This is a genomic window from Deferrisoma sp., from assembly GCF_054681715.1.
Window position 1 is genome coordinate 1 of sequence record NZ_BAAHFQ010000091.1, and the last position, 13261, is coordinate 13261.

General features: G+C 71.5%; 15 protein-coding genes. 4 read left to right on the forward strand and 11 right to left on the reverse strand.

Features of this window, described 5'->3' with window-relative positions; translation table 11 throughout:
* Positions 1–193 precede the first annotated feature (193 nt).
* Positions 194–679, reverse strand: a complete 486-nt coding sequence (locus tag ACY0I8_RS12185) for a tRNA (cytidine(34)-2'-O)-methyltransferase (protein ID WP_461394975.1) — start codon at positions 677–679, stop codon at positions 194–196.
* Positions 676–3423 (reverse strand): excinuclease ABC subunit UvrA, encoded by a 2748-nt coding sequence (uvrA, locus tag ACY0I8_RS12190; protein ID WP_461394976.1) that lies wholly within the window; start codon positions 3421–3423, stop codon positions 676–678. Before uvrA ends, ACY0I8_RS12185 begins: the two co-directional genes overlap by 4 nt.
* A gap of 127 nt (positions 3424–3550) precedes the next feature.
* On the opposite strand from uvrA, the gene ACY0I8_RS12195 reads away from it, so the two are divergent.
* On the forward strand, positions 3551–4171 hold the full coding sequence (locus tag ACY0I8_RS12195) for a class I SAM-dependent methyltransferase (protein ID WP_461394977.1): 621 nt from the start codon (positions 3551–3553) through the stop codon (positions 4169–4171).
* 212 nt (positions 4172–4383) lie between these two features.
* A complete protein-coding gene (locus ACY0I8_RS12200; protein ID WP_461394978.1) occupies positions 4384–5451 on the forward strand; it encodes a lytic transglycosylase domain-containing protein in 1068 nt (355 codons plus the stop codon).
* A 13-nt stretch (positions 5452–5464) separates the two neighbouring features.
* On the opposite strand, the gene ACY0I8_RS12205 is transcribed toward ACY0I8_RS12200, so the two are convergent.
* Positions 5465–5977 (reverse strand): YqgE/AlgH family protein, encoded by a 513-nt coding sequence (locus ACY0I8_RS12205; protein ID WP_461394987.1) that lies wholly within the window; start codon positions 5975–5977, stop codon positions 5465–5467.
* 61 nt (positions 5978–6038) lie between these two features.
* The gene (locus ACY0I8_RS12210; RefSeq protein ID WP_459940484.1) at positions 6039–6257 is read right to left on the reverse strand and encodes a hypothetical protein; all 219 of its coding nucleotides are present in this window, start codon (positions 6255–6257) and stop codon (positions 6039–6041) included.
* Positions 6258–6353: 96 nt separating this feature from the next.
* On the opposite strand from ACY0I8_RS12210, the gene ACY0I8_RS12215 reads away from it, so the two are divergent.
* Positions 6354–7118 carry a hypothetical protein gene (locus ACY0I8_RS12215; protein ID WP_461394979.1) on the forward strand — a complete coding sequence of 255 codons (765 nt, stop codon included), beginning with the start codon at positions 6354–6356 and terminating at the stop codon, positions 7116–7118.
* A gap of 7 nt (positions 7119–7125) precedes the next feature.
* Here ACY0I8_RS12215 and ACY0I8_RS12220 read toward each other — a convergent pair whose 3' ends face one another.
* From ACY0I8_RS12220 to rpsU, 7 genes are all read right to left on the reverse strand, one after another.
* Positions 7126–7515, reverse strand: coding sequence for a MerR family transcriptional regulator (locus ACY0I8_RS12220; RefSeq protein WP_461394980.1), 390 nt, complete (start codon positions 7513–7515; stop codon positions 7126–7128).
* Positions 7516–7616: 101 nt separating this feature from the next.
* Positions 7617–8489: an ATP phosphoribosyltransferase gene (gene hisG, locus ACY0I8_RS12225; RefSeq protein WP_461394981.1), complete on the reverse strand. Its 873-nt coding sequence runs from the start codon at positions 8487–8489 to the stop codon at positions 7617–7619.
* Complete coding sequence (hisI, locus tag ACY0I8_RS12230) at positions 8486–8863, reverse strand: phosphoribosyl-AMP cyclohydrolase (RefSeq protein ID WP_461394982.1); 378 nt, start codon at positions 8861–8863, stop codon at positions 8486–8488. The genes hisG and hisI overlap by 4 nt, the downstream gene beginning before the upstream one ends.
* 189 nt (positions 8864–9052) lie before the next feature.
* Positions 9053–9916: a type II secretion system protein GspN gene (gene gspN / locus ACY0I8_RS12235; protein WP_461394983.1), complete on the reverse strand. Its 864-nt coding sequence runs from the start codon at positions 9914–9916 to the stop codon at positions 9053–9055.
* Positions 9916–10443, reverse strand: coding sequence for a type II secretion system protein GspM (gspM, locus tag ACY0I8_RS12240; protein ID WP_461394984.1), 528 nt, complete (start codon positions 10441–10443; stop codon positions 9916–9918). Before gspM ends, gspN begins: the two co-directional genes overlap by 1 nt.
* 3 nt (positions 10444–10446) lie before the next feature.
* Entirely contained in the window at positions 10447–11841 is a 1395-nt protein-coding gene (gene gspL / locus ACY0I8_RS12245) for a type II secretion system protein GspL (protein ID WP_461394985.1), read from the reverse strand.
* 121 nt (positions 11842–11962) lie between these two features.
* Positions 11963–12175 (reverse strand): 30S ribosomal protein S21, encoded by a 213-nt coding sequence (rpsU, locus tag ACY0I8_RS12250; RefSeq protein WP_459940476.1) that lies wholly within the window; start codon positions 12173–12175, stop codon positions 11963–11965.
* Between the two features lie 216 nt (positions 12176–12391).
* On the opposite strand from rpsU, the gene ACY0I8_RS12255 reads away from it, so the two are divergent.
* A partial coding sequence (locus ACY0I8_RS12255; RefSeq protein WP_461394986.1) for an RnfABCDGE type electron transport complex subunit D occupies positions 12392–13261 on the forward strand: 870 nt, incomplete at its 3' end.

The window sequence follows — 13261 nt, forward strand, 5'->3', positions numbered from 1 at the left end:
GAGCCATTGGTGGGCTCATGCCGAGGGAGACATCGGCTGAGTGCCGGCTGCAGCGACTGTAGGAGCCACGCCCGGCGCTCCACCAGGCCCCTTGCCGGGCCGAATCAGGAAACGGTTGCTCTGAACGCAACTTGGTATGAAACGGAGGCCGCTCCCACAGGCGGTGGCGTGGGGCGAACGCCCGGCCGCAACCTCACCCCCCGTCGTCGGTCCCCCTCCACGCCCCGAGCCGCCGGTAGGCCTCGTACACCACGATGCCGACGGCCGTGGAGAGGTTGAGGCTCCGCACCCGGCCCCAGATCGGGATCCGGAAGACGTGCGAGGCGTTTCGTTCGAGCAGTTCCGGCGGGAGCCCCCGGGTCTCGGGGCCGAACACCAGCCGGCAGCCGTCCGTATAGGGCGCCTCGTCGTAGGGCCGGCCGGCCCGGGCCGAGAAGTAGAACACCGGCCCCGGGCCGCTCGCGGCAAGGGCGGCGCCGAGGTTCGGGTGCTCGCGCACGTCCACGTGGGGCCAGTAGTCCAGCCCGGCCCGCCGGAGGTGCCGGTCGTCCGTGGAGAAGCCCAGGGGGTGCACGAGGTGGAGCGCCGAGCCGGTGGCGGCGCACAGCCGGGCGATGTTGCCCGTGTTGGGGGGGATCTCGGGCTCCACCAGGACCACGTGCACCCGGGGCCGGCTCACGGCGTCCCCCCGAGCCACCGGGACAGGTGCCGGCCCGTGGGCCCCAGCGCCCGCCGGGCCACCTCGGCCGGCGGCCCGGTGTCCACGATCCTGCCGCCCTCGTCCCCGCCTTCGGGGCCCAGGTCGATCACCCAGTCGGCCCGGGCGATGAACTCCAGGTTGTGCTCCACGGCCACCACGGTGTTCCCGGCGTCCACGAGCTCCCCCAGCACCGCCAGGAGCCTCCCCACGTCCTCCGGGTGGAGGCCGGTGGTGGGCTCGTCCAGGAGATACACGAGGTCCTTGGGCCGGCGGCCGAGGAGCTCGGCCGCGATCTTGAGCCGCTGGGCCTCCCCGCCCGAAAGCGTCGGCGCGGGCTGGCCGAGCACCAGGTAGCCCAGGCCCAGCCGCTCCAGGGTCCGGAGGGCCCGCACCAGCCCCGCCGGTTCGCCGAACACCTCCAGGGCCTCGTCCACGCTCATCCCGAGCACGTCGTGGATGGACCGGCCCCGGTACCTCACGGTGAGCACCTCGGGCCGGAACCTCCGGCCGGCGCACTCGGAGCACGGCACGTAGAGGTCCTCGAAGAGGTACATCTCGAGCTGCTCGTACCCCGTGCCCCCGCAGGTCTCGCACCGGCCGGCCTTGGCGTTGAAGGAAAAGTGGGCGGGGGTGAGCCCGAGCCGCCGGGCGGCCGGCTGGGCCGCAAAGAGGTCCCGCACCGCCTTGTAGGCGCCCACGTACGTGAGCGGCACCGACCGGGGCGTGCGGCCCATGGGCGACTGGTCCACGAGCCGCACGCCGCGCACCTTGGGCGCCCGGGGGAGTTCCAGCTCCCCGGGGCCCCGGGCGCCGCGGGACTCGAGGAGCGGGTACAGGGTTTCGGCCACCAGGGTCGACTTCCCGGACCCGGACACCCCGGTCACCACGGCGAGCACCCCCAGGGGAAACCGGACCTCCAGGTCCTTCAGGTTGTGGAGCCGGCACCCCCGCACGACCAGGAACCCCCGGGGCGGCCGAAGGGGAGGGGAGTTCTCGCCCGCGCCCGTCCGGCCCAGGGCCCGCCCCGTGGGGGTGGGGGCGCGGGCCAGGTCCACCGGGGTGCCCTGGAACACGACCCGGCCGCCCTCGCGGCCGCCGCCGGGGCCCATCTCGATGGCCCAGTCGGCCCGGCGGATGAGCGAGAGGTCGTGCTCCACGGCGAGCACGGTGTTGCCCCGGCCGGCGAGTTCCCGGAGCACCTCGGCCAAGACGTCCACGTCCCTGGGGTGGAGCCCCACGGTGGGCTCGTCCAGCACGTAGAGCGTGCCCGCCAGGTGGTTCTGGAGTTGCAGGGCCAGGGCGGCCCGCTGGGCCTCGCCCCCCGAAAGGGTGCGGGTGGGCCGGTCCATGGTGAGGTAGTGGAGCCCCAGACGCACCAGGGTGCCGATCCGGTCCTCGATCCGCCACAGCACCCCCTGGCCCCGGGGGCCCACGGCGGGCCCGAGCCCCCGGACCCACCGGCCGAGGCTCGCCAGGTCCATGCGGCTGGCCTCGGCGATGGTGCGACCGTCCACCGTGACCGAAAGGGCCTGGGCGTTGAGCCGGGCCCCCTGGCAGGCGGGGCAGGTACGGGGGCTCCGGTACCGGGCCAGGAACACCCGCACGTGCATCTTGTAGCGCTTCCCCTCCAGGTACTCGAAAAACTCCCGGATCCCTTCGAGACCCGCGCCGCCCTCCCACACCAGTCGGCGGGCCTCGGCCGGAAGCTCGGCCCAGGGGGTGTCGAGGTCGAGCCCGAGCCGGGGGGCGTGCGCCAGGAGCTGATCCTGCCACCACCGGTTGGCCGGGGTCTGCCACGGCTCGACGGCGCCTTCCCGCAGGGTCCTGGCCGGGTCGGGCACCACCTTGGCCTCGTCCCACTCGAGCACCGCGCCGAAGCCGGTGCAGGTGGGGCAGGCCCCCAGGGAGTGGTTGAAGCTGAAGAGCACCGGCCGCGGCTCGGGGAGCTCCCGGTCGCACCGGTGGCAGCGGCGGGCTGCCCCGAATCGCAGTTCCTCGCCGGTCGCGAGCCGGACCCGCGCCGTGCCCGAGCCGAGGTGGTAGGCTTGTTCAATGGTTGCTACGATCCGCCCCCTGCGGTCCGGGTCCACCCGGAGCCGGTCGATGACCAGGGCGGCGTCCTCGGGCGGGGTCTCGGGGAGCCCGGGGTCCTCGAGATCCACGACGTCGTCGCCCAGCCGGACCCGGGCGAATCCCCGCGCCAGGAGGTGGGAGCGCCAGTCCCGGGGCGGGAGCCATTCCAGGCGCCCCAGGGGAACCTCGACCGTCACCCGGGCGTCGGGCCGGGTTTCCTCCAGGTGCACGGCCGCGGCCTCGGGCGTCCAGGCCCGGCCCGGCTCCCCGCACGCGGGGCAACGCACCTCCCCGGCCGCGGCGTAGAGCAGCCGGAAGAGGTCGTAGAGTTCCGTGGCCGTGCCCAGGGTCGAGCGGGCCGTGCGCACCGTGTTTCGCTGTTCCAGGGCCACCGCCGGGCGCACGTTCTCCATGGCGTCCACCGCGGGCCGCACGCTCTTTTCCGAAAGCAGCCGGGCGTAGGCCGGCAGGGACTCCAGGAACCGCCACTGCCCCTCGGCGAACACGGTGTCGAAGGCGAGGCTCGACTTGCCCGAGCCCGACACGCCGGTCACCACCACGAACCGGTCGTGGGGGATGGCGAGGGTGAGGTTCCGAAGGTTGTTCTGGCGGGCGCCGACGATGCGAAGCGAGGATGCGGTTCGGGTCATGGGACCCGGGATTATGGCCGTCCGGCGGTTCGCCGGCAAGGCCGCCGGCCGATTGGACCTCGGCCGAACGAGCGGTTAGAATGCCGCGCCGTTCCCCCCTTTGAGCCGCTTCCCGGGAGGCCGATCCATGGACCAGGATTACTCGAGGTGGTTCTACGACCGGGTCGCCCCGGTGTACGACTGGGTGTTCGGCAAGACCATGGAGGAGGGGCGCCGCGAGGCGGCCCGCCGGGTGCGCCCCGGCGACCGGGTGCTCGAGGTGGGGGTCGGAACGGGCCTCGGGCTCCGGCACTACCCTTCGAGGTGCGAGATCCTCGGGATCGACATCTGCCCCCGGATGGTCCGAAAGGCCCGGTGGCGGGCCCTGGTGGAGGGGAACGGATCCCGGATCCACCTGCGCTGCATGGACGCGACCCGGCTCGACCTGCCCGACGACGCCTTCGACGCGGTCGTGGCGCCCTACGTCATCACCACGGTCGGCGACCCCCTGGCCCTGTGCGCCGAGATGCGGAGGGTCTGTAAACCGGGTGGCCGGGTGGTGGTGGTCAGCAATACCCGGGAAGACGGCGCCTGGGGCGCCATCAAGTGCCGGCTTTCCCCCCTGATGGAGCGGGTGGGGTTCTGCACCGATCTCGACGTGCCCGAGGTGCTCGAGAAGGCGGGGCTGCGGGTGGTGGAGGCCCGCCGGGTCAACCTGGGGATCCACAAGCTGTTCGTGGCCCAAAAGCCCGAAGAGCGAACGCACTGAGGGCGTCTGGGCGGCGAAACCCCCTTGTTTCCGGTGCCTCAACCGGAGCCTTGCGGATGCGTGGGCCACCAACCGGGGAAAGGCCGGCGGGTTCCCCGGGCCTCCGGAGTAAAGGTTCCGGGCCGCGTGCCGAAACGGAGGGAAAAGCCCCGCGGGCGCCGGGCCCGGGTCTTCGCGTTCCCGCGGGGAACTTCCCCCCTCGGAGTCGGATCATGCGGTTTCTCTGCTGGGTTCTCCCCGCGTTGTTCCTTGCGGTGTCGCCCGCCGCCGCGACTACGGTCAACGATCTCCTGCGGCTCTGGATCCCGGACCGGCTCGAGTTCTGCGGGGAGCCGGTGCCCCTGGAGCGGCCGGATGTTCTCGAACGGCTCGATCTCGAGCTCGTGGTGGCCCTGGGCGACCCGGTGAGCGCGGCCCTGTGGTTCAAGCGGGCCCCGCGCTACCTCCCCATCGCCCGCCGGGCCCTCGCCGAGGCCGGGCTACCCGCCGACCTCCAGTACGTTCCCGTCATCGAAAGCAACCTGCGGCCCCGAGCGGTGAGCCGGGCCGGGGCCGTGGGCCCCTGGCAGTTCCTCCGGTCCACCGGGAAGCTCTACGGCCTCGCGTGCGAGAACGGCTGCGACGACCGGCGCGACTGGGAGAAGGCCACGGCGGCGGCCGTGGCCCACCTCAAGGATCTCCACGAGGCCTTCGGGTCCTGGCCCCTCGCCCTGGCGGCGTACAACGCCGGTCGGAACCGGGTGGCCTCGGCCATGGAGGCCCAGGGCGAGGAGTCGTTCTACGACCTCAGGCTTCCCCGGGAGACGGAGCGGTACGTCTTCCGCGCCGTGGCCGCGAAGCTGATCCTGGAACACCCCGAGCGGTACGGGATCGACCTGGAGGGGGCAAGGATCTGGGAGGCGGTGAAAACCCGGGAGGTCACCCTTCGGGTGGATCGGCGACGGCTCCCCGTGGCGGCCGTGGCCCACGCCGCGGGCGTGGGGTACCGGCGGTTCGTGGAGCTGAACCCCTGGATCGTGGGCACGGAACTTCGGAAAGGCACCTACCGGGTGGCGCTGCCCGAAAGGGCCGCCGAGGGCTTCGAGACCCGGTTGGCGGTCTGGGAGAGGGAAAATCCGGAACCCCGGCGGATCTACCACCGGGTTGAGCGGGGCGACACCCTGACCGCCATCGCCCGCCGGTACGGGCTCACGGTGGGGCAGATCTGCGAATGGAACGGCATCACCCCCCGCACCACCATCTACCCGGGCCAGACCCTGACCCTGTTCCTGACGGATTAGCCCCGCGGGCGCCTCACGCCGTGCCGAACCCCTGGGAGAGCAGGTGGGGGTCGATGCCCAGGAGGCGGATCGCCCGCTCCCACCGCTCGTCGGGGGGCACCGAAAACAGCAGGTCCGCCGAGGCCGGCACGACGAGCCAGTCGTTCCGGGCGATCTCCCCCTCCAGTTGGTCGGGCGCCCAGCCCGCGTATCCCAGGAAAAAGAGAAACCTCTCGGGGCCGGCCTCCCGGGCGATGTCCCGCAGGATCTCCAGGGACGTGCCCAGATAAAGCCCCCGCAGCACCTCCACGGAGCCCTCGTAGGCGGGGCCCTCGTAGAGCACGAAGCCCATCTCGGGCTGCACCGGGCCGCCGTAATGGATGGGTTCCTCGGCCCCTCCCTCGCCCTCGATGCCCTGGCCCTCGTAGATCTGGCCGAGTTCGAAGGGGGTCGGCCGGTTCACCACGAGGCCCAGGGCTCCCTCCTCCGTGTGCTCGCACAGGAGCACCACCGTTCGCTCGAAGTTGGGATCGGTGAGCTGGGGCATGGCCACCAGGAAGTGGCCCTTCAGGATCGTGCGCTCGATGGGACACCTCGCTCCGGGCGGATCAGTCCGCGCCGGGTTCGTAGGGCATGCAGAAAATGCAGGGCGCGTACCCGGCGGCAAAGGCCTCTTCCTTGGTGCGGAAGGTCACCGCGTTGTGGGCCCACTCGATGGCGTGGATGGCGCAACTGGGCTTCTCGTTCGCCAGGTCGTGCACGTGGCGCTTGCGGTTGGGGTTTGCATCGCCCAGGTACCGGGTGGGATAGTTTCGTCGGGGTTGCATGGACGGCCTCCCTCGCAACTGGAATTCCACACGGAGAGGCCCCAAGCTAGCAACCCCCTCGGACCCGGTCAAGAGCCGTTCTGGAGGGAGTGAGCCATGGTGAGTTTCGGCCCGGCCCGTGGTGCGACGGTGGTCTTTGTCGCGGGCCTGCTCGTTGCGGTCGCGGCCGCCGGTCAGGAGTACCGCATCGACCGGCCCGCCGAGCCCGAGTCCCAGCCCGTGCACCTGACGGCGCCGGTGGAGGGGGCCGTGGAGGTCACGAACCTGCCCCCGGTGCAGGACGTGCGGGTGGTGGGCGGGACGTTGGAGGGGCCCGTGCCCGTGCAGGGCACGGTGGAGATCCGCACCGGTGCTCCCCTTCCGGTGGAGGTCACGAACCCGCCACCGGCGGCCGAAGGGCCGCTGGAGGTCCAGGGCACCGTGGCCGTGGACGACCGGGTGCCGGTGCGGGTGGTGGTCACGAACCCCCCACCGGCGCCGGAGCGCCGGCCGGAGCGCCGGTTCGCCGCGTTTTCGTTCGAGGGGGTGTTCCGGGCTGGGCAGGCGGCCGTTCGACGCGCGTTCACTCCCCCGGAGGGCCGGGTGTTCCACGCCACGGGTCTGGTTCTCGATGCCCGGACCGATGCGTTCCTCCGGTTGCGGCTCCTGGCGGAAGCGGGCTCCGTGGCCGGCGACGTGGTGGGGGCGGCCGGGGCCGTGCCGCTTTGTCTCCTGGATTCCCGGGTGGGGCCCACGGCCCAGTTGAGCCCACCGGTGCCCCTGCGGGGAGAGTTCGTGCTGGAGGTGGAGGCGCCGGCCGGGAGCCTCGGGGCGCCGTTCCGGGCCACGGTCACCGGCTACTTGGGGCCCGGGGCGCCGTGACGCAGGGTCAGGCGCCCTCCAGGATCTTTTTGCGGATCAGTTCCACGATCTCGTCGATCGCCTGGCGGACCCGCCGGTCGGCCAAAATCACCTCCCGGAGTTCCCGGTGTTCGGCGTCATCTCCCGTGCCGCCCTCTTCGATCCGGCGCCGGGCGCCCACCGGCGTGAAACCCTTCTCGTTCACGAAATAGTCGAGCTTCCGGACCCGTTCGATACACTCCCGGGTGAACCGGCGCTGACCGCCAGGGGTCCGGTGGGGCGCCAGAAACCCGGGGAGTTTCCGGTCCCAGAGCCTGATCGTGTGGACGGGGACGTCCGTGAGTTCGGAAACCTCTTTGATGGTGTAGAGTTCTCCCGCCTTGAGGGGAACCTCTTCGCGCCGGTCCTGGTCCTCCATGATTCGTTCGCTCCGGAAAGAGGGGAAAGGGGTCTCGGTCCCGTATCGGAACCCTGGCCAAAAACTTTACCGCCCGCCCCCTCTAATGTCTACCCAAAAAGTCATAAAATCTTGTTCAACGGGTACTCGACGATGCCGGTGGCGCCCGCCTCGAGGAGCCTGGGGATCAGGTCGCGCACCACCCGTTCCTCCACCACGGCCTCCACGCTCAACCAGTCGGTGCGGAACAGGTGGGCCACGGTGGGCGCCTGGAGGCTCGGCAGGATCTCGATCACGTCCTCCACCCGATCGCCCGGCACGTTCATCTTGAGCCCCACCATGCCCTCGGCCCGGAGAGCCGCCTGGAGGAGTTGGGCCACCTGCTCGATCTTTCGGCGGCGGTCCGGATCGGCCCAGGCGTCGCGGTTCGCGATGAGCTGGGTGTTGGTGACGAGCAGGGTCTCCACGATGCGCAGCCCGTGGGCCCGGATGGTGGACCCGGTCTCCGTGACCTCCACGATGGCGTCGCAGAGCCCCTCGACCACCTTGGCCTCGGTGGCCCCCCAGGAGAACTCGACCGTGACCTCGATACCCCGTTCCGCGAAGTACCGGCGGGTGAAGTTGACGAGCTCCGTGGCCACCACCTTGCCCTGCAGGTCCTCGGGCCGCTGGACCGGGCTGTCGTTGGGCACCACCAGGACCCAGCGGGCCGGGTTCGTGGACGCCTTCGAGTACACGAGGTCGCACACCGTCACGACGTCGGAACCGTTCTCCAGGATCCAGTCCCTGCCGGTCAGCCCGGCGTCGAGGACCCCGTCGGCCACGTACCGGCTCATCTCCTGGGCCCGCACGAGCGAGAGCCGAAGCTCGGGGTCGTCCACCGTGGGGAAGTAGTTCCGGGAGCTCTTTCGGATTTTCCAGCCGGCCCGGCCGAAGAGATCGATCGTGGCGTCCTCGAGGCTCCCCTTGGGAATCCCCAGCTTGAGCAGGCTCATTTCCCGTACACCCCCTCGGGGTCGAACACTCGCTCGCCCTCCTCCACGAAGGCGCCGTCCTGGACCCGGCGGTAAAAGCAGCTCCGGTGACCGGTGTGGCAGGCCGCTCCGCCCACCTGACGCACCTTGAGGAGCACCGCGTCGGCGTCGCAGTCCACCCGGACCTCCCGGACCTCCTGCACGTGGCCCGAGCTTTCGCCCTTCATCCAGTACTTGTCCCGGGAGCGGCTGTAGAACCACGCCTTCCCGGTCTCGAGGGTCCGGCGGAACGCCTCCTCGTTCATGTAGGCGAGCATCAGCACCTCGCCGGTCTCGGCATCCTGCACCACGGCGGGCACGAGCCCGCCGGATTTCTGGAAGTCCAGTCGGTCCATGGGGGCAAAACCTCTTTTCGGCTGGGCGGCTGGGCAGCCGGGCGGCTGGGCGGCGGAGCCTCTGCTTGACTTCGGCGCCACAGCCTCGGGCAAACCCTGCAGCATTTTGAAACGGCGACGATGGACTTGAGGCCACGGATCTGGTGCAGTGGGCTTGGCCGCGGGCGGCATGGGGAAGTTCGGAGCGAGTTATCGCCGCAGGAGCCTGGGCGCTTGGAGGCTTCCGCGGATCCGCGCCGTGTACCGGCCGTCGGAGCCGGGGGCGCCCGGGAACAGGGCGAACAGGAGCGCGAGCTCCTCCCGGGCCTTTTCGTTCGGCGCCAGCGTGATCATCCCGTTGACGAGGCTCCGGCCCAGGGGCCGGCGCAACAGCACGCTCGCCCCGTTCAGGAGCACCTCCACGTCCCCCCCCTGGAACCGGGCCTCCCGGATATCGGCCTTGCCGTCCGCGATCTTGATGTCCACCGCGCCGTCCCCCAGGGCCACCTCGGGGACGGGGACGCCCCGCACCTTGCCGGGACCCAGCCGCACGGCCGAAAAGTCCGCCCGGGCCGACACGGTGGCCTCCACCAGCCGCGCGCGAAGATCGTCCACCTCGAGGCTCCCCCGGCTCGTGCCCCCGAGGGGGAGTTCGTGCCAGGGAGGGGGTTTCGGGATCCGGTCGAGCGCCACCCCCTTCCATGCGAGTTCCAGGAACGCGGGGGAGGCGGCGCCGAGGGTCCCCTCCAATGTGCCGCCGGCAAACCGCGAGCGAAACCGTACCGCCAGATCCCCGCCCACGACCCGGCCCCAGTCGGGCCAGGCCTCGGCCTCGGCGAAGGGCAGCGCTACCGGCGCGCCCGGGGGGGTGATCCTCAGGCGATCTGCGCGTACCCTGAGCACCCCTCCGGGCCCGACGCCGGCCAGGTCTACCCCGATCCCTTGGCGCTCGAGCCGGCCCGCCAGGGCCGAGGCGATGTCCCGGTAGGGGAGCGACTGCCACAAGAAGAACAGGAACGCGACCAGGAACAAGAGGACATAGGCCGCACCGAGGGCGAGTTTCCGGCCCGGCATCACCGTGCCTCCAAGGGCTCGTAGGCCGCCACCTGGAACTTCACGTCCAGCCGGTTCGGGTCGTCGAACCGGGGCCGCATCTGGAGTTGCTTGATCCGCAGGAGCTCGGGAGAGTTCTCCACCTGGAACAGGTAGTTCACGATCTCCCCGAGCCGGACCTTCTCCATCCGGATCTCCACCGCGTTCTCCCGGTAGTACCTCGTCACCTCGCCGGGCCTGGGCTTCATCTGCACGATCCGGTCGTGGAGGTTCTGGCGCTTGGCCAGGTTCTCGAGGTACGAGAGGATCGAAAAGTCCCTGCTGCGCTTAAGGTTTCTCTCGATGCCCTGGATCCGGCCCTGGAGATCGGCGTAGCGCTGGCCCAGTTCCTCCACCTTCCGGAGTTCGGCCCGCTTGGCCTCGACCCGCCGCTCCCAGAGCTCGATCTGGGCCTGCACCGGCTCCCACACCCCGAGCCAAAACCCCACCGCCACCACGGCCACGGCGCCCAGCCCGACGATCGCCTTCTCCCGGTCCGAAAGCCGCACGGCCTACCCCTTCTTTCCCAGGCTCAGGGTGAGCTTGAAGAGCACCTTGTCCTTGCCGCCCAGGGTCTTGGCGTCGCTCACCGCCACCTCGACGAACCGGGGATGCTCCGCCAGGTCCGCCTTGATCCTGTCGATGGCGTCGAAGCTCACCGTGACCCCCTCGAGCCGGACCCGGTTCTCCTCCACCACGAAGTCCCGCAACTCCACCTCGATCTCCTTGGGGATCCGGGCCGAGATGTCGCGGAGCAGCCGGAGGGGCGAGATCTCCCGGTCCACGAGGCTCCCGAGGCTCCGCGCCCGGTTCTCGAGTTCCTCCACCCGGGCCGCCATCTGGTCCACCTCGCTCACCACGTTGGTGACGTCGGGGAGCACCTCGTGGAACCGCTCCCGCACCGCCGAGCGAAGCGCCTCGTACTGGGCCCTGCGGTGGGAGATCTCCATCCCGACCGTCCCGCCCCACAGGACCAGCAGGATCCCGGCGTACACGGCGGCCTGGATCGCGGGTCCCCTCCATGCCGTTCCCCGGTCCGCCGGCGCGAACGGCCCCTGGAGCAGGTTCGCCCCGATGCGCGCCGGGCGCCAGACCTCCCGGAGCCCGTGGCCCAGGGCCACGGCCCAGGCGGGCCACGAGGAGCGGGCCTCGGCGTCGTCCACCTGGACCCCGGAGGGCAGGGGAAGCCCCTCGACCCGCCGGCCCAACCGTTCCGACCAGGCTTCCCAATCCACGTCCCGGGCGAGGGGGCCGGAAAGATAGAGGGGGGCGTCTCCGCCGGGCCCGGCCCCCTCCAGGCCGAGGGCGACCTGGTCGAGGACGTCGGGGTCGGCGCCGCCGCCGGGAAGGCACGAAAACCCGATGTCGTCGCCCGGCCCCACCGCGACGAGCTGCACCCGGTCGGGCTCCAGGTGGCAGACCCAGGCCGGCGCGAGGCCCGCGGCCCGCGCGAGGCCGGCCAGGGCCAGGGGTTCGGGCTCCACGGCCTCGAGCCGTAGGCCCGCCTGGGCCCCAAGCTCCACTCGGTCGGCCACGGCATCGGCCGGCGCGGCCACCACGAGGCACCGGGACCCGGAGCCGGTGCGGCCCAGCACCACCGTGTCCCACACCAGGTCCTCCAGGGGCAGGGGCAGGGTCTCCTCCGCCTCCAGCGGGGCGGCCTGGGCGATCCGGTTCCGGTCGGTGAACGCGAGGTGGACCCGTCGCGGGAACACCCGGTCGGCCGGGAGTCCCGTCACCACGGGGTCGGCCGGGAGTCCGAGGGCGGCGATCCCGGCGGCGGGGTGCTCGGGGTCGAGGGGGGCGTCCCAGATCCGTTCCACCACGGCCCCCTTCCAGCCGCCCTTCACCCGGGCGGCCACGGCGCGGTCGGCGCGGATCTGGAGTCCCACGGCGGTTTTCGGCATGGAGGGCGACACCTTCGGTCAGCGTTTGGCGAAGGCGCCCACAGTAGCGGAAAGGTCGGGCAGGATGCAAGAAAGCGCCACCCCTTCCCGTCGGGCGGGAAGGGGTGGGAGGAGGTGGGGGCTAGATCCGGCCGAGGCGCTGCAGTTTCCGCAGCTGCCGTCGCCGGCGGCGGGCGGCCTTGCGTTCCTTGATGCGCCGCATCTCGCTCTTGCTCACGTAGAACGAGTGGCGCTTCACCGCCGGAAGCACGTTCTTCTGGAAGTCCTTCTTGAGCTTACGCAGTTCGCGCTCAAACTCGTTCCCAGGACCCCGTTCCGTTCGTTCCCTGGCCAAGGGCGATTCACCTCCTCCCGTGCTGGTAGTCTCCCGGCCCGTAGGCCGGGGAGCGGTCCATATACCATCCGGATTGCCGATTGTCAAACGAAGGCGAGGGAGTTTCCCCCGCTGGCCGGCGCGGCCGGGGGAGCGGGCGCGCCTTGACGCCCCCGGTGCCCCGGGATAGCTTTGCGTGCCTTGAGCCCGACGCCAAGGAAGGAGCGGTCGTCGTCGATGCCCCAAGCGAAACCCCAGACCCCGCCCCGGCTGATCCGCTGGCAGCCCAACATGGCCGCCGTTCTGACGGCCCTGGTGCCGGCGTTCGTGGCGGCCGTGTACTTCTACGGCTGGCGGGCCGCGGCCGTGGTGGCCGTGACGAACGCCTTCGCCTTCGCCACCGAGTACGCCTTCACCCGCCGCCGGGGCGAGCCGGTGACGCTGGCGGTGTTCGTGACCGGCACCCTCCTGGCCCTGTCGCTCCCCCCCTCGATCCCGTTTTGGATGTGCGCCGTCGGCGCCGTGGTGGCCGTGGCCTTCGGCAAGGAACTCTTCGGCGGCATGGGCCGCAACGTCTACAACCCGGCCCTGGTGGGCCGGGCGTTTCTGTACGTGTCGTTCCCCGTGGCCCTCACCGGCGCCTGGACCGAGCCCTTCTGGGGCGGGCTCGGGGGGCTCGGGGCCTGGGCCCCGGGCGCCGACGCCGTGACCTCGGCCACGCTCCTTCCCGTGCTCGCCCACGGGGCCCCCATCTCGCCCTGGGCGCTCCTGTGGGGGAGCCTCCCCGGGAGCCTCGGGGAGACCTGCAAGCCCGCGCTCCTCCTGGGGGGCGCCTACATCCTGTGGAAGCGGGTGGCCTCGTGGGAGATCGTGGCGAGCTGCCTCGGGAGCTTCGCCCTCCTGGTGGGGGCGCTTCGCCTGGCCGGGCGCGCCGGCCCCGACCCCCTGCGGGGCCTCCTGGCCGGCGGGTTTTTGTACGGGGCCCTCTTCATGGCCACCGACCCGGTGAGCGCGAACCGCACCCGGGCCGGGAGGGTGCTCTACGGGTGCGTGATCGGGGTCGCCACGGTGCTGATCCGGGAGTTCGGGAACTTCCCCGAGGGCGCC